Source organism: Halobaculum sp. CBA1158 (genome assembly GCF_021431925.1).
Taxonomy (GTDB): domain Archaea; phylum Halobacteriota; class Halobacteria; order Halobacteriales; family Haloferacaceae; genus Halobaculum.
The window spans coordinates 614,995-641,147 of sequence record NZ_CP090371.1 but is presented as its reverse complement, the minus strand read 5'-3'; the positions used below and the strand labels follow the sequence as shown (position 1 = coordinate 641,147).

Below are 26,153 nucleotides of genomic sequence, written 5' to 3'. Positions count from 1 at the left end.
AGGGCCCCCAGTCGCCGCCGACTCGACTCTCTCGCCGGCTGCCGAACGCTTTAGCCGTGCGGCGCACCCCCTTGAGGTATGTCCGACACAGCCGACGCCGGCTACGGCGTCCCTCGGTTTCTGGCGATCGACCACGTCGACTCCCCCGCGTTCACGCCCGAGGGTCGCCTCCTGTTCCTCGCGGACACCTCCGGCACGCCGCAGGTGTGGACCGCCGACGACGCGGCCGGGTGGCCGAACCGCCTCACCCCGCACGAGGAGCGCGTCTCCGCGCTCGCGGCGTCGCCGGCCGACGAGTCGTTCGTGTACGCGATGGACCGCGGCAGCGACGAGCGCGACCAACTGCTCCACTACGACCTCGCGACGGGCGTCGAGCGGGCGCTCACCGCCGACCCCGAGTCGAAACACGCCTGGGGCGCGTGGGGGCCCGACGGCGACCGGATCGCCTACACCGCCAACCGCGGGGAGGACGGTCGATTCGACGCGTACGTGCAGGCGGTCGGCAGCCCGGAAGCGCCGGCTGGCGACCCCGAGCGCGTGTACGAGGGACCGGGCGGCTGGCTCAACGTCGCGGCGTTCGGCCCCGACGGCGACCGACTCGTGCTCTCGAAGCCGCACTCCAGCTACGAGGAGGAACTCACGCTGCTCGACCTCGACGCGGGCGAGACGACGACGCTCTCGGCCGACCCCGACGGGGGGACCGACGCGGAGGCGACGTACTCGCACCTCCACTTCGACGGGGAGGGCGGCCTGCTGTGCGTCACGAACCGCGGCAGCGACACGGCCTACGTCGGCCGCCTCTCGCTGGCCGATGGCTCCGTGAGGCCGGTCGCCGGCCACGACGCGTCGTCGGGGGCGACCGCGGACGCGACGGGCGAACCCGGAAGCGACGCCTGGGACGTGGACGCGCTCGCGTTCGACCGCGACACGGGCCGCCTCGCGTACGCGGTCAACGAGGGCGGCTACTCGTCGCTGCGCGCCGGGACGCTCGTCGCCGACGCCGACGACACGGAACTCCGCCCGGTCGAGACGCCCGCGGTCGACGGCATCGTCCGAGGGCTCACGTTCGGCCCCGACGCCGAGCGGCTCGCGTTCACGCACACGTCGCCGACGGTGCCGTACGGCGTCCGCGTCTGCGAGTTCGGGAGCGACGCCGCGACCGACTGGACGCCCGTCGGTCGCAACGGACTCCCCGACTCCGCGTTCCACGCGCCGGAGACGGTTCGCTACGAGACCTTCGACGACCGGGAGATCCCGGCGTACTGGACGCTCCCGCCGGGCGTCGATCCGGAGGATCCCGACGAGGCGGTCCCCGCCATCGTCGACATCCACGGCGGGCCCGAACACCAGCGCCGGCCGTGGTTCTACCCGACGAAACAGTACTTCCTGAACCGAGGGTACGCGGTCCTGGAGCCGAACGTCCGCGGGTCCTCGGGGTACGGAAAGGCGTACGCGCACCTCGACGACGTCGAACGGCGGATGGACTCGGTGGCCGACGTGGCCGCCGGCGTCGAGTGGCTTCACGAACAGCCCGCGGTGGACGACGACCGGATCGTCGCGTACGGTCGATCCTACGGCGGGTTCATGGTGCTCGCGGCCATCACCGAGTACCCCGACCTGTGGGCCGCCGCCGTCGACTTCGTCGGCATCGCGGACTTCACCACCTTCCTCGAGAACACCGGCGAGTGGCGCAGGAGCCACCGCGAGGCCGAGTACGGGAGCCTGGAGGACGACTACGAGTTCCTCAAGTCGATCTCGCCGCTCTCGAACATCGAGGCGGTCCGGTGCCCGCTGTTCGTCCAGCACGGCGCGAACGACCCGCGGGTCCCCGTCGGCGAGGCCGAGCAGGTCGCCGAGGCGGTCCGCGAGCGGGGGGTTCCCGTCGAGACGCTGATCTTCGAGGACGAGGGCCACCACACGACGAGTCGCGAGAACCGCATCGAGGAGTTCGAGGCGATCGCGGACTTCCTCGACGAGCACGTGTGAGGCGCAGACCGGGCCGACTCGGCCGGGCTACCACCCGTTCTCGATGTCCTCCGCCAACGCCTCCAGGATCCGCTCGGTCGTGTTGTCCACCACTTCGGCCATGAACTCCGGGTCGGAGTTCGTCGGATCGCCCAGCCCGCCCAGTTCGGTCACCTCCGAGAAGTACGTGTACGAGCGCGTCCCCGGCATCTCGTCGGCCTCCTGCGGCTCCTTGCGATCCGACTTCACGAGGTCGTCGCGGACGAGTTCCACGAAGCTCGTTTCGTGATCGCCGGCGTGGCCCCAGCCGTCGCCGAAGTGGTCCTCCAACTCGTCGCGACCGAAGTCGGTCCAGTGGACGAAGTGCGCACCGATCTCGTGGTCGCGGTTGAGCCGGTCGGTCGCCAGCGACAGCGCCTGCTTGTTGCCGCCGTGGCAGTTGAGAAACAGCACGCGCTTGGCACCGTGCTCCGCGAGTGAGGACCCGACGTCGATCAGCGCTTGCTTGTACGTGTCCTGCGAGAGGGTGACCGTTCCGGGAAACGGCATGTGGTGCTCGCTGTCGCCGTAGGGGAGCGTCGGGGCGCGAAGCAGGTCGAGCCCGTGATCCGGGGCCGCCCCGACGAGTTCGGCCGAGAGGTGCTCCGCGCGGAGGCTGTCGGTCGACAGCGGGAGGTGGACGGAGTGCTGTTCGGTGCTGCCGGTGGGGACGACGACCGCGTCGGCGCTCAGGAGGGCGTCGCCGGCGTCCTCCCAGGTCATCGTCGCGAGGTCGCGTTCGGTCTCGGGCATACCGGCTCGGCGGCGGCCGGGGGCATACCCCTTCGGGAAGCGGAACGACGCGTCCGGTTCGAGGGGAGGGAGGAAAGAGAGGGGATCGACCGTGACCGGTCGTCGCGGTCGGTGTCGCGGTCGTCGCCGCCGGCGACGCGTCGCCGTCGCCGTCGCCGGACAGCCACGTCGCCGAACGACCGAGTCGCCGACTCCCGCTCGCCGACTCCCCGTGTGAGACCGACCCGCGAAAGGGTTACAAGGGGATTCGGCATACTCACCGGCAACTGATGGAACTGATCGTCACCGAGAAGGACAACGCCGCGCGGCGGCTCTCGGAGATCCTCTCGAACGGGGACTTCGACACCGAGCGGCGCGCCGGCGTCAACGTCTACCGCTGGGGCGGCACCCGCTGCATCGGGCTGTCGGGCCACGTCGTCGCGGTGGACTTCCCGCCGGAGTACGACGACTGGCGCGACGTGGAGCCGGTGGAGCTGATCGACGCCCCCGTCCGCAAGCGCCCCACTCAGGAGGGGATCGTCCGCGCGCTGCGGCTGCTGTCGCGGGACGCCGACCGCGTCGTCATCGCGACCGACTACGACCGCGAGGGCGAGCTGATCGGTAAGGAAGCGTACGAACTGATCCGCGAGGTGAACGAGGACGTGCCCGTCGACCGCGTGCGCTTCTCCTCGATCACCGAGAACGAGGTGCGCGGAGCGTTCGAGGACCGCGACGAGATCGACTTCGACCTCGCGGCGGCGGGGGAGGCCCGCCAGATAATCGACCTGATCTGGGGGGCGTCGCTGACGCGGTTCCTGTCGCTGTCTGCCCGCCAACTGGGCGACGACTTCATCTCCGTCGGCCGGGTGCAGGGGCCGACCCTCAAGCTGATCGTCGACCGCGAGCGCGAGATCGAGGCGTTTGACCCCGAGGACTACTGGGAGCTGTTCGCCGACCTGCTGAAACGCGACGGCGAGGAGGCGGACCCCGACGAGGACGGCTTCGACGCGCAGTACTTCTACGAGGACGACGACGGCACCGAGGCCGAGCGCGTCTGGGACGAGGCGACCGCCGAGGCGGTGTACGACCGGCTGTTGGAGGCCGAGTCGGCGACCGTGTCGTCGGTGCGTCGCCGTCGGCGGACCGACGAGCCGCCCGCGCCGTTCAACACGACGCAGTTCATCCGCGCGGCCTCCTCGATCGGCTACTCCGCACAGCGCGCGATGAGCATGGCGGAGGACCTCTACACGGCCGGGTTCATCACCTACCCGCGCACGGACAACACCGTCTACCCCGAGGACCTGGAGGAGCGGGAGCTGCTGGAGGAGCTGTCGATGGGTCGCGAGTTCGGCGACGACGCCGAGTCGCTGCTGGAGCTTGACGACATCGAACCGACTGAGGGCGACGAGGAGACGACCGACCACCCGCCGATCCACCCGACCGGGGAGCTCCCGGCCCCCTCGGAGCTCTCCGACGACGAGTGGGAGGTGTACGAACTGGTGGTGCGACGGTTCCTCGCGACGTGCGCGCCGGACGCCGAGTGGGAACACCTCCGCGTCGTCACCGAGGTCGCCGCCGGCGAGTCGGCCGCGGGCGTCGACGACGGCCCGCTGCGGCTGAAGTCCAACGGCAAGCGGCTCACAGAGGAGGGGTACCACGCCGTGTACCCGTACTTCTCGACCAACGAGAGCTACGTCCCCGACGTGTCGGAGGGCGAGGCGCTGGGGATCGTCGACACGGCCTTGGAGGCCAAGCAGACCCAGCCGCCGCGCCGGTACGGCCAGTCCCGGCTCATCGAGACGATGGAGGACATGGGGATCGGGACGAAGGCGACGCGCCACGACGTGATACAGAAGCTGTACGACCGCGGCTATATCGAGAGCGACCCGCCCCGGCCGACCGGCCTGGCGAAGGCGGTCGTGAAGGCCAGCGAGGAGTTCGCCGACCGCATCGTGAGCGACGAGATGACCGCCCAACTCGAGGCGGACATGCAGGCCATCGCCTCGGGGAAAAAAGAGTTCGACGAGGTCGCCGACGAGTCCCGCGAGATGCTCTCTGCGGTGTTCGACGAGCTGGCCGAGTCGCGAGAGGCGGTCGGCGACCACCTCCAGAAGTCGCTGAAGGCGGACAAGCAACTGGGGCCGTGTCCCGAGTGCGGCGACACCCTCCTCGTGCGCAAGTCGCGGGCGGGGTCGTACTTCGTCGGCTGCGACGGCTACCCCGACTGCGAGTACACCCTCCCGCTGCCGTCGACGGGCAAGCCGCTCATCCTCGACGAGGTGTGCGACGACCACGGGCTGAACCACGTGAAGATGCTCGCGGGTCGCAAGACGTTCGTCCACGGCTGCCCGCAGTGTCAGGCCGACGAGGCCGACGAGGAGGAGGACGAAGTGATCGGAGACTGCCCCGAATGTGGGGAGAGCGCGGCGGGAAGCGACTCGTCGGAACACGGCGGGAAGCTCGCGATCAAGCGCCTGCGCTCCGGCTCGCGGCTCGTGGGCTGTACCCGGTATCCGGAGTGCGAGTACTCGCTGCCGCTGCCGCGCCGCGGCGAGATCGAGGTGACCGACGAGACCTGCGAGGAGCACGACCTCCCGCACCTGGTGGTCCACTCGGGCGACGAGCCGTGGGAGCTGGGCTGTCCGATCTGCAACTACCGGGAGTACCAGTCCCGGCAGGCGGGGTCGGAGCTGGAGGCGATCGAGGGGATCGGCGAGAAGACCGCAGCGAAACTGAAGGACGCCGGGATCGAGGACGTCTCCTCGCTCAAGGAGACGGAACCGGACGCGCTCGCGGACGAACTCGACGGCGTCGGGCCCGACACCGTGCGCGGGTGGCAGGCGAAGGCGGACTGAACCGGCGTCTCTCTCCGTACTGAGTCATCCGATCGGGCCGTCGAGGGCCGTCGCCGAACCGCGACCGACGACGACCGACGACGGCGACCGATCCTCGATGCCGGAGCGCAGCCGCCTGGAAACAGCACGGCCGCCGCGACGCACGTCGGCACGCCCACGACGCGCTCGCGAACGAGTGCCGGTCAATCTGGGGGACCGACGCACGTCAGCGACCGCGGTGGCGTGCGACGGCCCGAGCCCCGTCTCTCGGGGAACGCTTATTCATCCAGTCGCCCGTCACATCCGACCATGGGGCTCTTCGAACGGATCGGACGGCAGGTCGAACAGTTCAAGCAGACCGCGAAGGCGGAGGCCGAGCGGAACGCGGAGTACCGCTGTCAGGCCTGCGGGGAACGGTTCGAGGTCGACCGCGACGAGTGCCCGGAGTGCGGGGCCGAGGCGGTCGTCGCGAGGACTGACGAGGAGGAGTGACCGCTCGAGACGGGTCGCCACGACCGCCGGGGCGACGACGGAGTCCCCGTCGGGCCGCCGATCGGTCAGTACATTTATCATGGACTGAACGGATGTTCAGTCGTGGCCCTCCAGACCGCCCTCCGCCGGACGCCGTCGACGCTCGCCGCCGACCCGGTCCTGTTCGTGCCCGTGCTGCTGCTGACGCTGTTTCAGGTGCCGCAGTTGCTGTTGCAGTCGAGCGCGCCCCTGATCGCGGGCGTGGTGTCGCTGGTGTTCTCGCTGGTGTACGTCGTCGCCGTCCCGTTCGTGCAGGCGGGGCTCATCGGGATGGTCGACGAGGCGCTCGACGAGCGCACGTCGCTCGCGACGTTCGTCGCCGAGGGCAAGGAGAACTTCGTCCCTGTGTTCGTGGTGTACCTGATCCTCTTCGGGGTGAACCTCGCGCTCGGGGCCATCGCGTTCGTCGCGGTGCTGTTCGGGGCGATCGGCTTCTTCCCGGCCGGCGGGGCCGGTGCCGAGCCGGACCTCGCGTTGGTGGCGGCCGTCGGGATCGTCCTGCTCGCCGTGGTACTCGCGTACCTGCTGGTCGCGTTCCTGATCCAGTTCTACGGGCAGGCGATCGTGATCGACGACCGCGACGCGATCGACGCGATCACACACAGCGCGGGGCTGGTCCGCCGCAACCTCGCGAGCGTGCTCGGCTACACGCTGTTGGTTGGCGTGCTCGCGGGCGCGTTCGGGCTGGTCGTCGGCCTCGCCTCGGCGCTGGCCGCGCCGACCGTCCCCGCGGGCGCGGACCCGTTCGTCGTGTCGATGCCCTCGCTGAGAGCCGTCGGCGTCTCCGCGCTGACGGTCGTGCTGGGCACGCTCTTTGGCGGTTTCTTCGGCACCTTCTCGGTGGCGTACTACCGCGAGCTGACGGCGTGAGCCGCGGTCGGTCGGTCGCTACTCCGAGAGGCCGCTGAGCCCCGACAGCGGGGTCGCGCCGGCGACGATCGCGCCCGTCGCGAGGACGGCCGCCGACAGCGCGACGAAGTCGCCGGTGGGCGAGTAGCCGGCCAGCCCGGCACCGACCTGCACGATGAACACCGTGATGAAGTAGCTGAGGATAGCGAACACGAGCAAGACGAGCGATGCGATCACACTACTGACTAACGCGCCGAAGGAGTCTAAGAATCCCACGTCGTCTACGACGAGTGCGGGACGGTTACCAGTTGGGTTCGGCGGATTCGGTCGACCGACACGCAAAGCTCCCCGTGTGTCGTGGACGTACGCGCAGGCGACGTTCATCGACCCGAATTCCGGTCCCCGAGATAGTCGCACATCCGGCGCTGTGTTGCTTCTCGTCGACGATGTCGGTCGTCGTTCGACGGGTCCTCGGCGTCGGATGTACCGTGTCGCCGCCGGGTCGCTTCCTCGTCGATCGGGCGTCAGTCGACGCTCAGGCGCTCGCCGGCGCGTCGCCCGGGTCGCCGTCGCCGAGCAGCGGGTAGTCGATGTGCATCTCGATGCGGTCGAACGGAACGACCGGCTTTATTGTGCCGCCGGGGGCCTCCTCCTCATCCAGGTCGAGAACGCCCAGAACTTCCAGGTGCTTCAGGTCCGAGTGAACGTCGGAGATGCCGCAGTCGACGAGTCGGGCCGCCTCGCGCACGCTCTCGCTGGTGTCGACGGCCATACCCGCGTTTGATGTGAGAGATCAAACGATCGTGTGTCCCGTGCACCCCACGTGAAGGACTGTTGTCGGCGAAGGTATCAGTCCTAATCCCCCATCCCGGTGCGGGATTCCACGGTACAGGCGTGTTCCCGAGGGCGTTCAGTCGGAACCGTTCTCCTCTGCGAACGCACGCACGCGCTTCTCGTGTTCGGCCGACAGCCCGGTTTCCCGTGCGCTACGAAGCTGCTCGTTTACGACCGCATTCTGCTGGGGCCCCCACTCCTCGGGCGGATGCGTCTGAATGTACTCGACCCACCGCTTGACGCCTTCGAGGCGAGCGTGCCGATTCTGCGCGTGCTTCTCGGCAAGCCGCTCAAATCGATCTGAGTCGTTCATAGCTGTCCTCGACGCCGAGCCGTTCGACCCACATTTCGAGCCGGTCGCGCCTAAGCGTTTCCTCGAAGAGCAAGTACAGGTGTGCCGCGTCCTCGAGGTTATTCTGTAAGTTGCTCTATTCGCTCTAATGCCTCTCTCTCGCCAACGCGGGTTAGACGGATCTCGGTTCCCCTGCCGTCACCACTTCTTCGGAGGGTTTGATTCGCTACATCGTGGTCGTACATCTTGTAGAGGTTGTTCGAGCTGACTCCAGAGTGCTCGAGAGCGTCCTTGAGGTCGGAGACCATTACTGGTGACTCATCATAGCACTCGTTCCATGCACAGAGCAGCAGAAGTGAGCCGGTAAGCTGCTTGTCTTTCACAGTTTCTCCAAGTTGCTCTGCATCGGCGAGGACCAGAGGTGGCTCTTCGAGTTCAGGGTCAACGTCTATGACTCCACTTACGTCTTGGAAGGATGTGTCCACCTTCCGAAGCAAGCCTGATAATGGTCCGGAGTAGTCTGTTGAACTTGGTTCTTCACTCCACTCCTGTTCAGATCCCGTATCCCCATTCTGCTTGTCATCGAGCCGTCCAGAACCCACCGGACCACTTTCTGTCGCCGGTTCTGTACTCATCTGGCTGATCGTCGACAACTGCTCTTCACGACTTTGAATGAAGTCCATCAGCTGGACCAGTTCGCTCTCATAGTCCTCTTCGCTATCGGCTGTGATCTCTGCTTGTAGTGGCCCAACTTGTAGTGAGAGGTGTATTTCCATTCAAATCACCGCTAGAATCATCATGTCATAGTTGTTTGCCCTCAGGTCTCACCTACAAAATCTCCGAAGACTCTCTCTTATTATAGCGAAAATTCATATCGATGGTATCAGTACGGCTTTCATGGAGATCGATATCACCTTTCGAGACGGCCCGGTCGATGCCAAGATATCTGCAACTGAAGAAGAGTCGTACATCGAGGTTCTTGAGGAACTCGCTGAGTTCGTTGACGAGTACGACCTGACCGGCTATCAAATGCAGGAGACTTCGAACCGGTTGGGGCCCCGTGAACAGGCCGGGAATTCGAATGGGGATGCCGCTGTGGAGAACGGAGCAGGATCTACTGAATCCCATCCTGGAGGTTCCCTTCTTGATGGTGTCGATGCCACCAAATCAGAACTTCTCCGAGTGCTCAAGACGGGAAGCGTTGAAGGAGACGAAATCGAAGAATTCCCTGAGATCCTTGGAAATACAGACCTTCTGGGTGAGTCGATCCAAGATCGTTTGTTGCACGGCTCGATTATTTTACTTACAATTCTACAGGATATCCACGGTGTCTCCGAGGTTCGAACGACAAATCTCGTGGATGGTCTTGGCGCATCAGGTCTTGACAAAGATAATTGGAAAAATATCGGCCAAGCTGACAATGTGGCTGTTTATCTCAACCGGAAAGGGTCCGGAACTGGCGCAACGACAGAAATCCGTGGTCCAGGTAAGGAAGACGCGTACAGGCATATTGAGGCACTTGTCGAGGATATCCGCGAGCCAGAGGACTCAGAAGGCGAACAGATGACTTTCTGAATAAAACCAACTCAAAATTCCAATAGAATTACATACAATGTGTTCTTCGGTCGGTGCAAGATGAGCGATAGCGAAGAGGACCCACTCCAGCGGGTCGTCGTTGACAAGGAAGCGGTCAACCGCGAGCAGCTCGCCAATGCGATCGACGGTGTCCTGGGTGTCGATGGTGATAGTGGCGAACTCGTTCCTCAGACCGGGTACCACGAATTGGATAATAAATCAAAGTTCGTAGCCCGCCTCTTGGCGCGTCGAGCTGCCGTCGCTCTCGCCATCATCGAGGAAGAAGAAATCGGGGCCTCAAGTGGTGATCTCGCTGAACGAATGGATCCAAGTTCGAGCACGATTCAGAACTACGGAAGTCTGGACTTCGTCGCTAACGACGATGAACACGGCGGATACTATATTCCAAGCCATTCGGTCGGTCTCGCGATCGAATACCTTAGCGACGACTCTGACGAATAACTACGGCTAATCGCGTATCGCGATCACACGCAACTACTCTGCTTCGAGGCAGGCCAACGCTTCTTCGACTCTGAAGCCAGGGACGTGATATTCCCCGTTGTCGTCCCCGTTATAGATGAAGCCGTATTCGTTGAAGATTTGGCGAACTCTCGTTGATGTAACATCTGCGCGCTCGCCCGACGAGATCCAGTTTGCAGTCAACCCTTCTTGCTCAGTAGCTCCAAGGTCTGCGGCCGCACGCTGAGCAAGCAGAAGTACAATCACTTTCTCATTTGTTGTCAACTCGCCAAATCCCCGGCTCGGATGGATCTCTCCGCCGTTGATTTTCACGAGGCCATCTAGTGCATCGGCGAGAGCTTGGCGGTTGAGGTCATCCTGTGATGCCTCAAGCGTCTGGAGAGGATTACCCTCAGTAACAGGCTCAGAGAGTTCTTCGATCAGTTCACCGATCTCTTTCATGTCGTCGGCCTCATCGCCATCTCCGTAGACTCGCAGGACTTCGGCTAACATCCAGGAACACATCGCAATACCAGCCTGTGTGTCAGCGTGGTTGACTGGGACTTGGAGATTCACGTGGACCGAGTCACGAGTGTTCCGGATATCATAGGCCGCTCGGAGAACTCGAGCAACCTGCAGCCGGATGCTGTCCGGCTCTTCAGTACCAATATTACCTGCAAGGCAATGGTCGACAAAGGTACCGAGGTCCGGCCGCGATTCGACCGACTCCCCCATCGCATCACGAAGGATGTTCACCATGTTCTCACAGAAGTTTCCGATGTGAGTCCCCGCTTCGTCGTATTCTCCCTCTTTGATTCGCCCTTGCATCGCCTGGTAGTGATCCAGCAACCGATCTACGGACTCCTCGTGGAGGCCACCCTCGAGGAGTTCTTCCTCGACCTTCTCTAAACTCATTAACGAATACAACTGACACGCTCATTGAAACATTTATGATTGCTATTTCCGATTAGATTGACTTCTTGAGCGGGGCAGAATCCCCGTCTAACTCCCCATCTCTAAGAATTCAACCAAAAGACATATGCGCTTTGCACGTAACAAAACCACACAACGAGAAGCCTATGAGGAATATCAATGCCCAGCAATGAACTGTATCCTCTCGAAGAAATTATAGATGCGATCGAGGAGCTACACGATAACCAACCATTCGTTACGACCAGCGATATTGCCGAGGTAGTTGGTTGTTCAAGAGAAACTGCCAGGCAGAAGTTCTACGAGCTCGTCGACGACGGTGCGCTCGAATCCCAAAAGATCGGCGCTCGAGCAAAGGTCTGGTATGACCCACGCTATGTAACGCACCGCTCCGAGCCCACATCAGACAGCCAAAAAAATGAACCCGATACCGCCGACAATGAAACAGGTACTGAACCACAGGATCGTGACTCTGCTACGAGTCAAATCCCGGATGAAGATGACGAGCGAGTCCTCTTCTTCCCGAGTCGCCGTGAGGTCGTTATCGCTTCGCCGACCGACCAGAGCCAACGGACGCTCGCTCAGACAGCTCACCTGATCGACTCGACTGGAGATGGCTACCTCTACAAGATCGGTCAAGTGGACATCTGGAATGCGCCGTATGATTCGTTCGACAAGCTACGGCGAGATCTCCTCGATCTCATTGGACAGGACAAGTGGGATGGCGGGTTCGAGAGTCGGATCAGGGACGACTGGGACCGCGCCCACCAGTTCCGTTTGTTCACCCACCCTGACGGCCACGTTGTCCTCGAGGCCGCGGACTCAGATGTCTTCGAAAACGTCGCCAAGCGGAAGTTAGAGTACGGGGATCACTACAGCAAGTTCATTTCGGACACGCAACTTCGTGTGACTAACGGGAGTGCTGCAGCGGTCAAAGAGGAACTGTACGATGCAGGATATCCAGTAACTGATGAACGGCGGCTCGAAGAGGGGTCCAAGCTCGACATCGAACTCTCTAGCGACATTCAACTTCGAGACTACCAGCAGGATTGGGTCGAGCAGTTCTCGATTCGGCGTAGTGGGGTGTTCGTAGGTCCATCTGGGAGTGGAAAGACCATCGCAGCAATCGGCGCGATGGAGGCTATCGGTGGGGAGACACTCATCATCGTTCCGAACCGAGAACTTGCCCAGCAGTGGAAAGACGAACTCACCGAAAAAACCACGCTCTCTTCCAGACAGATTGGACAGTATCACGGTGGCACGAAGCAGATCCGGCCTGTAACGATTGCAACATACGATACAGCGTCGATGAGCCGCCACCGCGAACTGTTCAACGAGCGGGATTGGGGGCTTGTGATCGCTGACGAGTGCCACCACTCAGCTGCCTCAACGTGGAAGCGTTTCCGAGAGATTCAGTCAAAGGCACGACTCGGTCTGTCTGCTACTCCGGTGAGAGAGGCCCAAGATTCGAAGGAGATCTACACGCTCATTGGACCGCCGATCGGGACCGATTGGGGTTCGTTGTTCGCAGAGGGATGGGTTGAGAAGCCCGATGTCGAGCTGATCCCGGTTCCGTGGGACAGTAAGCAGTCCCGTGACCGGTATCAACGTGCGTCAGGAAGCAAACAGCAGATCGAGGCGGCGCGTAATCCGAAGAAGCACGAGGTGATCCGGTCGCTTCTCCAGGAGCACGAAGGTCAAAAGACACTGATATTCGTCGACTGGATCAAGCAGGGGAAGGATCTCGCAGATGATCTTGGACTACCGTTTGTCTACGGTGAGACTGACCACAGCGATCGCGAGGACATCTATGATGCATTCCGGGCTGGCGATCTTGAAGCGCTCATCATCTCCAGAGTTGGTGACGAAGGGATTGACCTCCCGGACGCCGAGGTAGCAATCCTCGCGTCGACGATGGGATCGTCGCGGTCTCAGACCGGACAGCGAGCAGGACGGACCATGCGGCCGCTGGGAGATGCTTCTGTTTATATCCTTCTCACGAAGGGGTCGGGCGAGGAGGACTGGGGCCGGGAGAGTACGCAATACCTCGCTGAGAAGGGGGTGGATGTGACGAAGACCGTATGGGACGACGTGTAACTGTATGATGCTAATTCGGTAACAAACAAGTACTGGCGCTATCTGGTTCTATTCATGGCCGACGATTCTGATTCCGAGAGTCTGCGCCTGCACGTCAGCATCGGTGATGTCACAGTCGACGTAGAGGGCCCCGTTGACGAAGCCGAGACGTGGTTTGAAGGGCTTCGTGAAGATTATTTGAGCGATGTGGACACGGAAGCTGTTCAAGCCGCTGCAGACGGCGCTGGCTCCGTCTCTCAGGATACTGGTGGAAAATCGAAAAATGAGACGGGTGGCTCGACAGCCAGCCGCACAAAGACACGGTCCCTTACGGAATTCTACAAGGAGAGTGACAACCCGACGAAGCAGGAGCGAGCACTCATCGTTGGGTGGTATCTCGAATACCACGAAGATTTGGATGACTTCACCTCCACCGAAGTCGAGGAGCGGGCACAGGATGCTAAAATCGGATTAGGGGCGAATGTCTCTCGCGACCTCTCGAATCAGGCCGGCAACGGTCGGCTTGAGAAGGTCGATGAACGAGAGGGCAAAGATGCGTATCATCTCACCCTCACGGGAGAGGAATACGTCCAAGAGGAACTGCTTGAACTGTAGCCACCGGTAAACTGATTAGACAATCCTTCCGACACTTCGGCATGGCTGATGACGCGGATCCGTTAGAGGGCCTGTACATGAACCGTGGCGACTTCGACCGGGAGCGACTGTTCGATGCTCTCTCAGGAATCATAGGAATCGACGAGGAATCGGGCGAGCCCGTGTTTCTTGATCGGTACCGCGATCTCTCGAATAAGGAGCGGTTTGTCGCTCAACTGCTCTACAGGCGGGCAGCTACTTCACTAGATGAGCTCGGGGAAGACGAAGAAGGAGCGAATGCATCTGAGTACGCAGAGTCGCTCGAGTCCAGCAAGAGTGCGGTTCAAAACTACGCCAGTAAACTCTCGTTCGTTGAGTCAGATGACGAACGTGGTGGCTACGTAATTTCTGCCCACGGTGTTGGTGCAGCAATCCAGTTCCTAGAAGACGACGAATAGAGCCACCGGACAATATCTAAATTAGCACGCAACACCGTACTTACCCAAACTCCCCCAGCGACGGCTCCACAACGCCCGACACCACCCGCTGAATCCGCTTGCGATCCCACCCAAGTGGCGAGACCACACTCTCGGCGGCCCGAATCGCCTCACGGCGATACCACTCCACATCGTACCGCCCCAACGACTCATACCCAAGTCGCACCCGCCCCAGCCCCGTCGCGTCATCATCCACCACCAGATACTCGACGCGCTGTCCGGGTTCGAGCGCACAGTCCTTCCATTTCGCACGCTTCAACGCCGCCACCGTCACGGTCTCATCCCGATACTGCTGGGCGCGCTTCGACACCCGCTGGGTCACCAGCAACTCCGACAGGTCAACGTCCCCATCCTCTAGCCGCCTGAGCCACCGCCGCAGTTCCCCGACGACGGCCTCCACGTCGTGCGTCCGGTCCAACGTCCGGATCAACGCCGCCTGCAACCGACTGATCCACGTCGAGGTATCGTCCTGGCGGCACTCGATCCCCCGGGCCTTCACCGCCTCACCCACACCCTCCTCTGGATACGACTCGCCACGACGCCGCCCGAAGTACCGCGTGAGCGCCCCACCATCGCCACCGCGACGCGGACAGAAAGCGACCCACTCGAAGGCACCCTCGTACTCCAACTCGATGCCCACCTCCGTACTCACCTCCTGCGCGATCGCTTCGAGCGGCCGTCTCTCGGTTTCACCAACATCAGGCGCGGGCGTCACCCAGATCGAATCGACGATCCCGTGCAGCACACGCCACCCGCCGGCTTCTAGTGCAGCTTTCGCATCGATCAGAATCTCCCGGGCAAAGGCGTTGATTGCTTCGTGGCACTCGATGCGGCCGTACTTCGCGTTCGAGAAGCCCTGGTAGCCGAAACACGACACGAGGATCCACTTGATCGCCGCCGAGCACGACTCCAACGCTGCGATCTCTTTGGGATCATCTGACTCGCGAATTATATCACGCCCATCCGCGCCCTTTTTAGCCCTCCTCTCACCATCCACACCAACATGAGCGCGCCCTGGGCGGAGTGGGATCACGTCCTGAAGATCGACCCCGACAAGGAGCTTCACGCCGACGAGACGTTCGCCGACGCCTGCAGGACCGGCACGGACGCCATCGAGATCGGCGGCACGCTCGACGTGACCTCCGAGAAGGCCACTCGCGTCATCGAGGCGTGCAAGGAGCACAACGTCCCGCTGTACCAGGAGCCGTCGAACCCGGGCGTCGTCGTCGAGGACCCCGCCCTCGACGGCTACCTCATCCCGACGGTGTTCAACGCCGGCGAGCCGTTCTGGATCACCGGCGCGCACAAGGAGTGGGTCCGCATCGCCGACGACCTCGACTGGGACCGCACCCACACCGAGGCGTACATCGTGCTCAACCCCGACGCCTCCGCCGCACAGCTCACCAGCGCCGACTGCGACCTCACGCCCGAGGAGGTGGGCGCGTACGCCCGCGTCGCCGAGAAGATGTTCGGCCAGGACATCGTCTACGTCGAGTACTCGGGCACCCTCGGCGACCGCGAGACCGTCAAGGCCGCCCACGACGCCCTCGACGACTCGACGCTCTTCTACGGCGGCGGCATCCACGGCTACGACGACGCCTACGAGATGGGTCGGGTGGCCGACACCGTCGTCGTCGGCGACCTCCTCCACGACGAGGGGGCCGACGCCGTCCGCGAGACCGTCGAGGGCGTCGGCGACGCCCACGCCGAACTCGCCGACGCGTAGCCGCTCCCGATCCCGTCGACGTACCCGCGCGGGCGACGCGACCGACCGCTCCCGCCATCGTTCCTCCGGCGCACTCGCTCCCCGGTGATTTCGTCCACCGACGCTCTGATTCCCGAACGCGCTCGCCCTCGGCGATCCCCGTCGCACCCGCCAGGTGCCGCCGACCGCCCCGACTCACTCGGCGTCGGCTCGCGGGAACCGGAGGGTGACGACGCTGCCGCCGCCTTCGCGGTCGGCGACCGACGCCGTGCCGCCGACGGCGTCGACGATCCAATGGACCACCCACAGCCCCATCCCGGAACTGGACTCTAATGCGTCCTCGCCGCCCTCCTCCAGCACGGTGCGCTCGCGTTCGGGGAAGCCCGGGCCGTCGTCTGCGACCTCGATCTCGACGACCTCGTCGGCGGCGACGCGCCCGCCGTCGTCGCCGAGCGTCGGCCGCCGGTCGGCCGCGAGGTCGTCCGCGGGACGCACGCGCACGGCGACCTCGACCGTGGGATCGTCGCGGCCGGCGTGCTCGACGGCGTTCTCGACGACGTTGTGCAGCGCCGACTCCAGCAGGTCGTGCCCGGGAACCCGCGGGCTCGGGCCGTCTTCGACCGCCACCGACACCGTCGCCGCCGGGAAGTCCCGACCGACGGTGCCGACGACGCGCTCGGCGACGAGCCCCAGGTCGGTCGTCCCCTCGACGCCGTCGTCGCCGAGGACGGCGTTCTCGGCGAGGCGCGCGTGGTCGCTCAGGCGCTCGATTCGCTCGGCGCGCGCCTCGATCCCGTCGAGGTACTCGGCGATTTCCGGGTCGCCCTCGCGGCGCGCGAGGTCGATGTAGCCCGCGATGACCGTGAGGTCGTTGCGCACGTCGTGGCGCAACACCCGGTTGAGCACCGTCAGCACCTCGACAAGGCGCTCGTTGCGGGCGTTCGCCCGCTCGGCCTCGGCGGTCCGCATGCGAACGCGAACGTCGCCGATGCCGACGGCCGCGCCGAAGACGACGCCGCCGCAGGCCCACACGCCCGCCGCGCCCGGCGAGATCCCGTCGAGCGCGCCGACGGCCGAACTGTACGCCTGCGTCACGACCGCGCCGACGACCAGCGGGACGACGCCGACGACGAGCCACCCCGACAGCCGGACGTGGTGTCGCCGGGGCGGCTCCGCCCGCGCGACCCACAGGAGGACGACCCCGTACGCCCAGATCGCACACAGCGGCCCCGTCAGCCCGAGCACGACCGACCCCGGCGTGCGGGACGGCGAGGCGAACACCACGCCCGCGGTTCCGAGCGCGAGCGCGGCGGTGAACAGCCCGCTGGCCGCCAGCGCCGGCGAGAACCACGAGCGATCGCCGGCGACGCCGCTGTCGACTGCGTCGGTCGCTTCCTCCCCCGACTCCGGGCCGCCCGCACCGTCCGCCGCGGTCGATCCGGCGGCCCCTTCCGGATCGGTCACTGCCGAGCGATTCGATGCGCGGGCAATAAGCCTACCCCACGCGGCCGCCGTCGCGGCCGACCCGCTCCTCCGTGAGACTCCGTCCCGGGGCGCGACGACGGGGATCGACCGAGTTTAAAGCCTCGCGCCGGAATCGACGTGCATGCACGGTCGAACCTACACGGCGGACGCGACCCCCGGCGAGGCGGTCACGGTCGCCGGCTGGGTCCACGAGACCCGCGACCTCGGCGGAATCGCCTTCCTGATCCTCCGCGACAAGCGCGGGAAGATCCAGATCAAACTCGAGAAAGACGAGATGGACGACGACCTCGTGGAGACGGGGCTGGACGCCCACCGCGAGTCCGTCCTGAAGGTCGAGGGCGACGTGAAAGAGGAGCCGCGCGCCCCCACCGGCGTCGAGGTCGTCCCCACGAGCATCGAGATCGTCGCGCCCGCCGACCCCGAACTGCCGCTCGACCCCTCGGGCAAGGTCGACGCCGAACTCCCCACCCGACTCGACAACCGCACGCTGGACCTCCGCAAGCCCGAGGTACAGGCGGTGTTCGAGATCCGCGCCGAGGTGCTTCGCGCCGTCCGCGAGGCGTTCCGGAGCCACGACGCCACGGAGATCAACACGCCGAAGATCGTCGCCACCGGCACCGAGGGCGGCACGGAGCTGTTCCCCATCTCCTACTTCGGCGAGGAGGCGTTCATGAACCAGAGCCCGCAGCTGTTCAAGCAGCTGATCGCCGGCTCCAACGTCGAGCGCGTCTTCGAGATCGGTCCGATCTTCCGCGCGGAGGAGCACAACACGCCCCGGCATCTCAACGAGGCCCACTCCATCGACTTCGAGGGCGCGTTCTGCGACTTCTCGGAGGCGATGGACGTGGCCGAGGCGGTCACGACGGCCGCCTACGAGGCCGTCGCCGAGAACTGCGCCGACGAGCTCGAGGCGCTCGACATCGCCGACGAGTTCGAGGCTCCCGACGGCGACTTCCCGCGTTTGAGCTACCAGGACGCCCTCGACCGGATCAACGCGACCGGCGAGCTCGACGAGCACCTCGCGTGGGGCGACGACCTCTCCACCGAGGCCGAGCACGTGCTCGGGCAGGCGGTCGGCGAACACTACTTCATCACCGACTGGCCCTCGGAGGTCAAGCCGTTCTACATCAAGGACCACGACGACGATCCCGAGACGTCGACCGGCTTCGACATGATGCACCCGCGCATGGAGCTGGTGTCGGGCGGCCAGCGCGAGCACCGCCACGAGCGCCTCATCGAGGGCTTCGAGCAGCAGGGGCTCGACCCCGAGGAGTTCGAGTACTACACCGAGATGTTCCGCTACGGGATGCCCCCGCACGCCGGCTGGGGGATGGGCGCAGAGCGCCTCCTCATGACGATGCTCGGCCTGGACAACATCCGCGAGGCCGTCCTCTTCCCGCGCGACCGCCAGCGGCTCTCGCCCTGACCGGCCGGCGTCGCGTCCGCGGATCGGTTCCTCCGCGGCTCACTTGACCCGTTCGTTCTCCCCGTCTGCGCCGCGTCGCCAGCGCGCCACCTCGCCGCCGCAGTCGTCGCAGACGGTGATCAGCGATTCCGCTTCGTCCGGCGCGCGCTCGATGGTCACGGCGACCTCCTCGCCGCAGGCGGGGCAGTCGTCGCGCTTCAGCTGCTCGCCGTACGCCAGCGGTGCGCCGAGCGCCAGCGCCGTTACCCGCTCGGCTTTGGCGGGCCCCCCGCCGTCGCCGTTGCCGTCGCCGTCCGTCTCCGACGGACGCCGGTTCCACCCGCGCTGGAACTGTCCCGGCGGGACCCGGATCGCCTCCATCGGTCCGACCTCGACCTCGCGGCGTTCCCGGGGGTCGCCCGGGTCGGCGGCGGTCGGGTCGTCCGAGTCCGCCGGCTCGGGGCCGACCACCCACGTGGCGGTCCCCGAGAGCACGACGAAGACCTCCTCTTGCACCTCGTGGTTGTGGTACGCGAACGCGAAGGAGTCGCCGGGGGCGAGCTCGTAGTAGTTGATCGCGAGGTCCTCGCAGCCGAGCGGTTCGGTGAGGTGACGCATCACCGCGGCCGGCTGCAGGGAGTTGTCGAGGTCGTCGACGACGACGTGTTCCATGCGTGGACGGGGCGCACGAACGCGCAAAAGTTCGCGGGTCGCGGGCGTCCCGTCGGCCCGCACGGACGGTCGCGCGTCGCCCGGAACCGAAACCCATACTCGCCCCCCGGCGGTGTCGCGAGTATGGACGAGGCGACCGCGTTCGCGCCGGGTCACGTCACCGCCTTCTTCGCGCCGTACCCGGACGACGACCCCGCCCGCGCCGGCTCTCGCGGCGCGGGCCTCGCGCTCTCGGACGGCGTCGAGGTGACCGTCCGGGCGCTCGACGGCGACGAGGCCGCTCCAGCCGCCGGCGACGATACCACCGCCCCCGCCGCCGACGCCACCGATGCCAGCGACGCCACCGACGGCGTGGTGATCGACGGTGTTCCGGCCGAGATGGAACCCGTCGACCGCGTGCTCGCGGCGTTAGCCGTCGCCGACGAAGTCGAGGTGGAGGTCGCCAGCGACGTGCCCATCGGTTCCGGGTTCGGCGTCAGCGGCGCGGCGTCGCTGGCGACGGCGCTGGCGACCAACGCCGTGTTGGACCTCGGTCGCTCGGAGAACGACCTCGTGCGGGTCGCTCACGCCGCGGAGGCCGCCGCCGGCACCGGTCTCGGGGACGTGGTCGGGCAGTTCCGCGGGGGGCTCCCGGTCCGCCTGGAGCCGGGATCGCCCGGCTACGGCCGCATGGACGGCGTACCCGCCCGCCCCCGGATCGAGTACCTCTCCTTCGGCGAACTCTCGACCGAGCGGGTGCTCTCGGGGAGCCTCGACCCCGTCCGCGAGGCGGGCGAGGCCGCGCTGACGCGGCTGATGCGCGCGCCCGACGAGTCGGAGCTGCTGGCGTCGGGCCGGGAGTTCGCCGGCGAGGCGGGACTGCTCGTCCCGGAGGTCGCCGAGGCGATCGAAGCCGTCGAGGCGGAGGGCGGCCTCGCGTCGATGGCGATGCTCGGCCGCACGGTGTACGCGCTCGGCACCGGCCTGTCGGACGCCGGCTACGACGCCGACGCCTGTGCCGTCCACCCGACGGGCGCGACGATCCGCGCCGGGGAGTGACCCGTCGCGAGTGGACGCCCTTTTCGTCCCGGACCGCCGACGCCGGAGTATGACCGACGACGCCGACCCGGCCGCCGCAGACGCTGATCCGGATGCCGACGACGCTGACCCGGACGGCGACGCCACCAACCGGGACGCCGACGACGCTTCCGACCCCGAGGTTCCCGCGGACCCTGATCACGAGTCGGAGATACCCGAGGATCACCCGCGCTACCAGTCGCTGCTCACCCGCCACCGGATCGAACGCGGCGTCGACATCGGCATCACCTCGCAACAGGGCCTCATCGCGCAGGGCCGCGGCGAGGCGTTCGACTACCTGCTGGGCGAGGAGACGCTCCCCTCGGCCGACGACGCCGCCCGCGCCGCCGCGGCACACCTCCTGCTGGCTGACCACCCGGTGATCTCGGTGAACGGCAACGTCGCGGCGCTTGTGCCCGGCGAGGTCGTCGACCTCGCCGAGGCGACGGGCGCGGACGTCGAGGTGAACCTCTTCAATCGCACCCCCGAGCGCATGGAGGCCATCGCCGAGCACCTCCGCGAGCACGGCGCGAGCGACGTGAAGGGGCTGACTGCGGACGGACGCATCCCCGGACTGAGCCACGAGCGCGCGAGGGTGGACGCCGACGGCATCGGCGACGCGGACGTGGTGGTCGTCCCCCTGGAGGACGGCGACCGCGCGGAGGCGCTGGGCGCGATGGGCAAGACCGAGATCGTGATCGACCTGAACCCGATGAGCCGGTCGGCGCAGGTCGCCGCGGTCCCCGTCGTCGACAACATCATCCGCGCCGTGCCGAACGTCACCCGCCACGCCCGGGATCTCGCGGACGCGAGCGACGAGGAACTCCGGGAGGTCGTCGAGGGGTTCGACCCCAAGGCCGCCTTGAGGGACGCCGAACGCGCGATCCGGCAGGGCGACCTCGACTGACCGGGATCGCCCCGCCCCGATCCGGAACCGATTTGCACCGACCGTTCGACCGACACGACCCGATGCCCGACATCCGCGGCGTCGCCCTCGGCGCGGTCCGAAGACCCGACACCGACGAGTACCTCGTCCAGCGCCTCCCCGGCACCGACGAGACTCACTTCCACCGCTTCATCGGCGGGGGAATTCGCGTCGGCGAACCCAGCGACGCCGCCCTCGAACGGGAGTTCGAGGAGGAACTCGCGGTCGCCGTCGAGGCCGGATCGACCGTCTGCACCGTCGAGAACGTGTTCGAGTGGGACGGCGACGCCCACCACGAGTTCGCGGTCGTCCGGGAGGCGACGTTCGCCGACGAGGCGCTGTACGACCGCGAGCGATTCCGAGGCGTCGAGGACGACGGCGACGGCGACCCCTTCGAGTACGAGGCGTACTGGCGCACGCTGGCCGATCTCCGGGCGGCCGACGCGCCGTTGTTCCCCGCCGGCGTCGCGGACGCGGTCGCGACCGAGGGGCACGTCCACCTCGTCAGCCCGCACGGGGCCGACGCCGCGGCCGCCGAGGGCGACGATATCGGCGGGGCCGCCGGCGACGACGAGGAGTGATCAGTCGAACCCGGAGATCAGGGTCACGAGCCACTGCATCGGGTCGCCCCGCTCGCGCACCTCCACCGACTCGACCCACTTCACCCACTGGAACCCCCGACGGCCGGGCGCGACCAGCCGGGCCGGCGCGCCGTGGCCGTGAGAGAGCCGTCGGCCCCCCACGTGCGTCGCCAGCACGGCGTCGCGCGCCTCGTCGACCGGGAGCGACCAGCGGTAGCCCGTGACCGAGGTGAACCGGACGTAGCGGGCGCGGTCGTCGTCCGCGCCCGCCGACTCGAGCAGGTCGCCGACGCGGACGCCGCCCCAGCGCTGGTGGGTGTACCAGCCGGAGGTGCAGTCGAGCGTCGCCGCCACCGACGCGTCGGGGCCGTCGGCGTCGCCCGCGACCGCCTCGAACGGGAGGTCGAGTTCCTCCTCGACCAGCCCGCGAACCGAGAGCGTCCACGACTCGCGGTCGACCGGGTCGGGGTCGTCGGCGACCCACGAGGTGACGGGGAAGCTCCCGCCCTCGGTCTCGGTGTCGTACAGATCGCCCGTGGGCTTCGAGCCGGTGAAGCGCCGCGTCGCACCGCCGAGGACGCGGTCGGCCGTCTCGGTCGCGCGCCAGGCGACGGTGCCGGCGACGAGCAGCGCGCCCGTCCGGAGGGCGGCCCGGCGGTCGAGGTCCACGTCGCGGGGGGAGTGGTACCGGCCGCGGAGGTGCCAGAGGACGAGGGGAACGAGCAGGAGGCCGAGGCCGACGTGGAGGTTCAGCGTCGTCCACGCGAGGATCGGCACGTTACCCCCGAGCACCCAGAACGTCCCGGTTCCCAGGGCGGCGAGGGTGACGACCGCCTGGAGCACGGAGACGGGGGTGAAGCGATCCCACGAGGCGGGCGCGGCGACGCGCCGGCGGACGCGGTAGAGTTTGAATCCCACCAGCGCCGCCAGCGTCAGTCCGACCGACGAGTGGAGCCAGAACACCCACGCGCCGCTCGGGGTGCCGCGGGTGAACGAGTAGAGGCCGGAAGCGACCTCGCAGGCGACGCAGACGGCGATGGCCCAGTCGACGACCCGCGGCGGGGGCTCCACCCGACGAAGCCGGCGGCCGATCGCGGCGAGGACGCGACCCATTACCGGATCGAAGGGCCCGGACGGACATAGTTCTCCTGTCGCTGCTGTCGTCGCGGTCGATGTCGCGGTCGCGGTCGCGGTCGGTGTCGCCAGCGGTACACTCGACGTCCGGATCGGTGTCGCCGGCGACGCCGACCGCGACGCCAACGCCCAAGTCGGGGTCGGCCGTCGTCGCGGGTATGCCAGTCGCACTCGTCACCGGATCCTCCCGGGGCATCGGCGCGGCGGTGGCCGAACGGTTCGCCGCCGACGGCCACGACGTGGTCGTCAACTACCACACCTCCGCCGACGCCGGCGAGGAGACGGCCGCGGCGGTTCGCGACCGCGGGCAGGAAGCGACGATCGTTCGCGCCGACGTGTCCGACCCCGACGACGCGGCGCGTCTCGTCGACCGCGCCGTCGCAGACCTCGGGGGGCTGGATCACGTCGTCAACAACGCCGGCATCGACCAGCACGTCTACACCGAGGAGCTGTCGCCCGCGGACTTCGACCGCGTGATGGACACCAACGTCAACTCCGTGTTCAACGTCACGAAGGCCGCCCTGCCGCAGCTCCGCGACAGCGACGCCGAGCCAACCCCCTCGATCACGAACGTCTCGTCCATCCTCGCGTACACCGGCGCGCCGATCGAGGTTCACTACGCCGGCTCCAAGGGCGCGCTGCTGTCGGTGACCAAGAGCCACGCCCGTGACTTCGCCCCCGACATCCGGGTGAACGCCGTCGCCCCCGGCCACGTCGAGACGGACATGACGAGCGACCGCAGCGAGGCGGAGAAGGCCGAGGAGTTGGCGGAGATCCCGATGGGCTACTACGGCGAGCCCGCGGACATCGCCGACGCCGTCGCGTACCTCCGGGACGCGCGGTTCGTCACCGGGGAGACGCTGAACGTGAACGGCGGGGAGCTGATGCGTTAGTCGCCCAGACGGGGTGGTCTGGGGGAACTAGATGTGTAGTGTAAAACCACACTAACCTTTTGAGTGATCCCGACGTACCGTCGTCTATGAGCGATACCGCCGCCGAGAGTACCGTCTCGGGGAACCAGGCGAACATCCCGGCACGGATTCGGCGGGAACTGGACATCGATGACGGGGACCACCTCCGCTGGGAGATCCACGGCGACGGTACGCTCCGCGTCGAGGTCGTCCAGCAGCGGGAGGGAACGTTCGCCGACTTCGACGGCTACGAGGGAACCACGGACACCGACGCGGCGGCCGACCACGACGGCTGGGGAGTCGAGTAGTGCCGCGAGCACTACTCGACACGTCCGTCCTCTTTGCGGCGGCCTACCGTCGAGACGCCGCACACGACGAGGCGGTGGCCATCCTCCGAGGGATCGACTCCGGAGACCTCCCTGACGGAGTGGTGGTGGAGTACGTCCTCGCGGAAACGCTCAACGGCCTCACGACCCACGCGGGACACGATCCGGCGGTCGACTTCCTCGACCGGCTGGAGGAGAACGCGAACTTTCACATCGAGTCGATCACCGGCCAGGTCCACGCCTCGGCGAAGTCGATCTTCCGGCGGCATCCGCGACTCTCGTTCGTCGACGCGGCGGTCGTCGCGCACATGCGGACGGGCGGCCTCGGCTACCTGTACGCCTTCGACGACGACTTCGACGGGATCGACGACGTGTATCGACTGGACTCTCTCACGAACCCATACCGTCCCGAGTGATTCCTCCGAAGTGACCCTCCGTTACAGCGCCGCCTCGATCCGATCGAGCCCCTCCTCCAGTCGCTCCATCGAGTTGGCAAAGGAGAGCCGGAGTTGCCCGCGGCCGGCCTCGCCGAAGCCGTCGCCCGGGGCCAGCACGACGCCGGCGTCCTCGCACAGGCGCTTCGCCAGCGGGAGGCTCGCCTCGTCGGTGTCGGGGTTCAGGAAGGCGTAGAAGGCTCCCTCCGGTTCGGGCGCGGTCACGCCCGACATGTCGGCCAGCCGGTCGGCGACGTAGTCGCGTCGCTCGCGGAAGGCGTCGTACATCGCCTCGACCGGCTCCTGCGGCCCGGTGAGCGCGGCGATGGCGGCGTGCTGGGCGACGCTGCCGGTGCAGGCGGTCGTCGACTCTCTGACCTTCGTCGCCTCGTCGACGACCGCGGGGTCGCCCGCGAGCCAGCCGACGCGCCAGCCGGTCATCGCGTACGTCTTCGAGCAGGAGCCGACCGTGAGCACGTGGTCGGGATGCCCCGTCAGCGCCGCGATCCCGGTCGGGTCGCGGTCGTAAGTGAGCTTCGCGTACACCTCGTCGGCGATGACGTAGGCGTCGCGCTCGGCGGCGGCGTCGACCACCGCCCGCACCTCGTCGGGGTCGGCGACGCGACCGGTGGGGTTGGAGGGCGAACAGAGGACCACGAGGGACGTGTCCTCGCCCATCTCGGCGATCAGGGTGTCGGCGTCGAGGTCGTACTCGGGCGCGGGCATCGGCACCTCGACGGGCGTCGCGTCGGCGAGGCGGGCCTGCGTCCAGTAGTTCGGCCACGAGGGCGAGGGGAGCAGCACCTCCGAGCCGGGCTCGGCGGTCGCGAGCGTCGCGAGGTGGAGCGCCTCCATCCCGCCGGTCGTGGTCAGTATCTCGTCGGCGGCGTGGCGCACGTCGTACTCGCGCTCGAGCGTGTCGGAGACGGCCGCCCGCAACTCGGGAAGGCCGGCGTTGCTCGTGTAGTGGGTGTGACCGTCGCGGGCGGCGTCGGCGGCGGCGTCGACGACGTGATCCGGCGTGTCGAAGTCGGGTTCGCCGACCTCCAGGCGGACGAGGTCGCGCCCCTCGCGCTCCAACTCCTGTGCGAGGTCGAACATCACGCGGATCCGCGATCGGTCGCACTCCCGGACGCGGGCGGTGGGCTGCATGGCTCGTGCGTCGGGGTGAGTCGTGTTGAAGCTACGTGTGGCCGCAGTCCGTGAGCCCTCGGGAGTCACAGATCACGGGTGTGGAGAGACGCGCCGAGTGACAGCCGAGCGGCGACGGCGCGGACTCACCGCCGCGGCCTCCCCGGCCGGTCGCGCTCCT

28 protein-coding genes are annotated in these 26,153 nt (G+C 66.5%); 17 read left to right on the top strand and 11 right to left on the bottom strand.

The window, feature by feature from the left end:
• The first annotated feature begins 78 nt into the window (after nt 1-78).
• Complete coding sequence (locus tag Hbl1158_RS03370) at nt 79-1,986, top strand: S9 family peptidase (protein ID WP_234298659.1); 1,908 nt, start codon at nt 79-81, stop codon at nt 1,984-1,986.
• Between the two features lie 27 nt (nt 1,987-2,013).
• Here the strand turns inward: Hbl1158_RS03370 and Hbl1158_RS03365 are convergent, their stop codons facing one another.
• Complete coding sequence (locus Hbl1158_RS03365) at nt 2,014-2,757, bottom strand: creatininase family protein (RefSeq protein ID WP_234298658.1); 744 nt, start codon at nt 2,755-2,757, stop codon at nt 2,014-2,016.
• A 269-nt stretch (nt 2,758-3,026) separates the two neighbouring features.
• Between Hbl1158_RS03365 and Hbl1158_RS03360 the strand changes: the two genes are divergently transcribed.
• The 3 genes from Hbl1158_RS03360 (at nt 3,027) to Hbl1158_RS03350 (ending at nt 6,971) form a co-directional block, all read left to right on the top strand.
• Nucleotides 3,027-5,591: a DNA topoisomerase I gene (locus Hbl1158_RS03360; RefSeq protein WP_234298657.1), complete on the top strand. Its 2,565-nt coding sequence runs from the start codon at nt 3,027-3,029 to the stop codon at nt 5,589-5,591.
• Nucleotides 5,592-5,879: 288 nt separating this feature from the next.
• Entirely contained in the window at nt 5,880-6,062 is a 183-nt protein-coding gene (locus tag Hbl1158_RS03355) for a hypothetical protein (protein ID WP_234298656.1), read from the top strand.
• 102 nt (nt 6,063-6,164) lie between these two features.
• The gene (locus tag Hbl1158_RS03350) at nt 6,165-6,971 is read left to right on the top strand and encodes a hypothetical protein (RefSeq protein WP_234298655.1); all 807 of its coding nucleotides are present in this window, start codon (nt 6,165-6,167) and stop codon (nt 6,969-6,971) included.
• Between the two features lie 18 nt (nt 6,972-6,989).
• Here Hbl1158_RS03350 and Hbl1158_RS03345 read toward each other — a convergent pair whose 3' ends face one another.
• The 4 genes from Hbl1158_RS03345 to Hbl1158_RS03330 form a co-directional block, all read right to left on the bottom strand.
• Nucleotides 6,990-7,226 carry a hypothetical protein gene (locus tag Hbl1158_RS03345; protein WP_234298654.1) on the bottom strand — a complete coding sequence of 79 codons (237 nt, stop codon included), beginning with the start codon at nt 7,224-7,226 and terminating at the stop codon, nt 6,990-6,992.
• 259 nt (nt 7,227-7,485) lie between these two features.
• Entirely contained in the window at nt 7,486-7,722 is a 237-nt protein-coding gene (locus tag Hbl1158_RS03340; RefSeq protein ID WP_234298653.1) for a hypothetical protein, read from the bottom strand.
• Between the two features lie 138 nt (nt 7,723-7,860).
• Entirely contained in the window at nt 7,861-8,097 is a 237-nt protein-coding gene (locus Hbl1158_RS03335) for a hypothetical protein (protein WP_234298652.1), read from the bottom strand.
• A gap of 98 nt (nt 8,098-8,195) precedes the next feature.
• Nucleotides 8,196-8,852: a hypothetical protein gene (locus Hbl1158_RS03330; protein WP_234298651.1), complete on the bottom strand. Its 657-nt coding sequence runs from the start codon at nt 8,850-8,852 to the stop codon at nt 8,196-8,198.
• A gap of 121 nt (nt 8,853-8,973) precedes the next feature.
• Between Hbl1158_RS03330 and Hbl1158_RS03325 the strand changes: the two genes are divergently transcribed.
• Together Hbl1158_RS03325 and Hbl1158_RS03320 are read left to right on the top strand one after the other, a co-directional pair.
• Nucleotides 8,974-9,651: a hypothetical protein gene (locus Hbl1158_RS03325; protein WP_234298650.1), complete on the top strand. Its 678-nt coding sequence runs from the start codon at nt 8,974-8,976 to the stop codon at nt 9,649-9,651.
• Between the two features lie 60 nt (nt 9,652-9,711).
• Entirely contained in the window at nt 9,712-10,113 is a 402-nt protein-coding gene (locus Hbl1158_RS03320) for a hypothetical protein (protein WP_234298649.1), read from the top strand.
• A 33-nt stretch (nt 10,114-10,146) separates the two neighbouring features.
• Here Hbl1158_RS03320 and Hbl1158_RS03315 read toward each other — a convergent pair whose 3' ends face one another.
• Complete coding sequence (locus tag Hbl1158_RS03315; protein ID WP_234298648.1) at nt 10,147-11,025, bottom strand: hypothetical protein; 879 nt, start codon at nt 11,023-11,025, stop codon at nt 10,147-10,149.
• Nucleotides 11,026-11,202: 177 nt separating this feature from the next.
• Here Hbl1158_RS03315 and Hbl1158_RS03310 point away from each other — a divergent pair, with 177 nt between their 5' ends.
• Genes Hbl1158_RS03310 through Hbl1158_RS03300 form a run of 3 tightly spaced genes read left to right on the top strand, consistent with a single transcriptional unit; the run spans nt 11,203 to nt 14,168 of the window.
• Nucleotides 11,203-13,137, top strand: coding sequence for a DEAD/DEAH box helicase (locus Hbl1158_RS03310; RefSeq protein WP_234298647.1), 1,935 nt, complete (start codon nt 11,203-11,205; stop codon nt 13,135-13,137).
• Between the two features lie 54 nt (nt 13,138-13,191).
• Nucleotides 13,192-13,731, top strand: coding sequence for a hypothetical protein (locus Hbl1158_RS03305; RefSeq protein WP_234298646.1), 540 nt, complete (start codon nt 13,192-13,194; stop codon nt 13,729-13,731).
• Between the two features lie 41 nt (nt 13,732-13,772).
• A complete protein-coding gene (locus tag Hbl1158_RS03300; RefSeq protein ID WP_234298645.1) occupies nt 13,773-14,168 on the top strand; it encodes a hypothetical protein in 396 nt (131 codons plus the stop codon).
• A 40-nt stretch (nt 14,169-14,208) separates the two neighbouring features.
• Here Hbl1158_RS03300 and Hbl1158_RS03295 read toward each other — a convergent pair whose 3' ends face one another.
• Nucleotides 14,209-15,204, bottom strand: a complete 996-nt coding sequence (locus tag Hbl1158_RS03295; protein ID WP_234298644.1) for a DNA polymerase domain-containing protein — start codon at nt 15,202-15,204, stop codon at nt 14,209-14,211.
• 6 nt (nt 15,205-15,210) lie between these two features.
• Here Hbl1158_RS03295 and Hbl1158_RS03290 point away from each other — a divergent pair, with 6 nt between their 5' ends.
• The gene (locus tag Hbl1158_RS03290; RefSeq protein WP_234298643.1) at nt 15,211-15,933 is read left to right on the top strand and encodes a phosphoglycerol geranylgeranyltransferase; all 723 of its coding nucleotides are present in this window, start codon (nt 15,211-15,213) and stop codon (nt 15,931-15,933) included.
• Between the two features lie 174 nt (nt 15,934-16,107).
• Here the strand turns inward: Hbl1158_RS03290 and Hbl1158_RS03285 are convergent, their stop codons facing one another.
• Entirely contained in the window at nt 16,108-17,376 is a 1,269-nt protein-coding gene (locus tag Hbl1158_RS03285; protein ID WP_234298642.1) for a HAMP domain-containing sensor histidine kinase, read from the bottom strand.
• 142 nt (nt 17,377-17,518) lie between these two features.
• On the opposite strand from Hbl1158_RS03285, the gene aspS reads away from it, so the two are divergent.
• A complete protein-coding gene (gene aspS / locus Hbl1158_RS03280) occupies nt 17,519-18,823 on the top strand; it encodes an aspartate--tRNA(Asn) ligase (RefSeq protein ID WP_234298641.1) in 1,305 nt (434 codons plus the stop codon).
• Between the two features lie 39 nt (nt 18,824-18,862).
• On the opposite strand, the gene Hbl1158_RS03275 is transcribed toward aspS, so the two are convergent.
• Entirely contained in the window at nt 18,863-19,474 is a 612-nt protein-coding gene (locus Hbl1158_RS03275; RefSeq protein ID WP_234298640.1) for a cupin domain-containing protein, read from the bottom strand.
• 123 nt (nt 19,475-19,597) lie between these two features.
• Here Hbl1158_RS03275 and Hbl1158_RS03270 point away from each other — a divergent pair, with 123 nt between their 5' ends.
• From Hbl1158_RS03270 to Hbl1158_RS03260, 3 genes are all read left to right on the top strand, one after another.
• On the top strand, nt 19,598-20,512 hold the full coding sequence (locus Hbl1158_RS03270; RefSeq protein WP_234298639.1) for a sugar kinase: 915 nt from the start codon (nt 19,598-19,600) through the stop codon (nt 20,510-20,512).
• Nucleotides 20,513-20,561: 49 nt separating this feature from the next.
• On the top strand, nt 20,562-21,437 hold the full coding sequence (locus Hbl1158_RS03265) for a 4-phosphopantoate--beta-alanine ligase (protein WP_234298638.1): 876 nt from the start codon (nt 20,562-20,564) through the stop codon (nt 21,435-21,437).
• A gap of 62 nt (nt 21,438-21,499) precedes the next feature.
• Nucleotides 21,500-22,036 (top strand): NUDIX domain-containing protein, encoded by a 537-nt coding sequence (locus tag Hbl1158_RS03260; RefSeq protein WP_234298637.1) that lies wholly within the window; start codon nt 21,500-21,502, stop codon nt 22,034-22,036.
• Here the strand turns inward: Hbl1158_RS03260 and Hbl1158_RS03255 are convergent, their stop codons facing one another.
• Nucleotides 22,037-23,149, bottom strand: a complete 1,113-nt coding sequence (locus tag Hbl1158_RS03255) for a molybdopterin-dependent oxidoreductase (protein WP_234298636.1) — start codon at nt 23,147-23,149, stop codon at nt 22,037-22,039.
• 179 nt (nt 23,150-23,328) lie between these two features.
• On the opposite strand from Hbl1158_RS03255, the gene Hbl1158_RS03250 reads away from it, so the two are divergent.
• The 3 genes from Hbl1158_RS03250 (at nt 23,329) to Hbl1158_RS03240 (ending at nt 24,823) form a co-directional block, all read left to right on the top strand.
• On the top strand, nt 23,329-24,063 hold the full coding sequence (locus Hbl1158_RS03250; RefSeq protein WP_234298635.1) for a 3-oxoacyl-ACP reductase family protein: 735 nt from the start codon (nt 23,329-23,331) through the stop codon (nt 24,061-24,063).
• Between the two features lie 86 nt (nt 24,064-24,149).
• Entirely contained in the window at nt 24,150-24,389 is a 240-nt protein-coding gene (locus Hbl1158_RS03245) for an AbrB/MazE/SpoVT family DNA-binding domain-containing protein (protein ID WP_234298634.1), read from the top strand.
• Nucleotides 24,389-24,823, top strand: a complete 435-nt coding sequence (locus Hbl1158_RS03240) for a PIN domain-containing protein (RefSeq protein WP_234298633.1) — start codon at nt 24,389-24,391, stop codon at nt 24,821-24,823. The genes Hbl1158_RS03245 and Hbl1158_RS03240 overlap by 1 nt, the downstream gene beginning before the upstream one ends.
• Before the next feature lie 21 nt (nt 24,824-24,844).
• On the opposite strand, the gene Hbl1158_RS03235 is transcribed toward Hbl1158_RS03240, so the two are convergent.
• The gene (locus Hbl1158_RS03235; RefSeq protein WP_234298632.1) at nt 24,845-25,993 is read right to left on the bottom strand and encodes a pyridoxal phosphate-dependent aminotransferase; all 1,149 of its coding nucleotides are present in this window, start codon (nt 25,991-25,993) and stop codon (nt 24,845-24,847) included.
• Nucleotides 25,994-26,153: the final 160 nt, after the last annotated feature.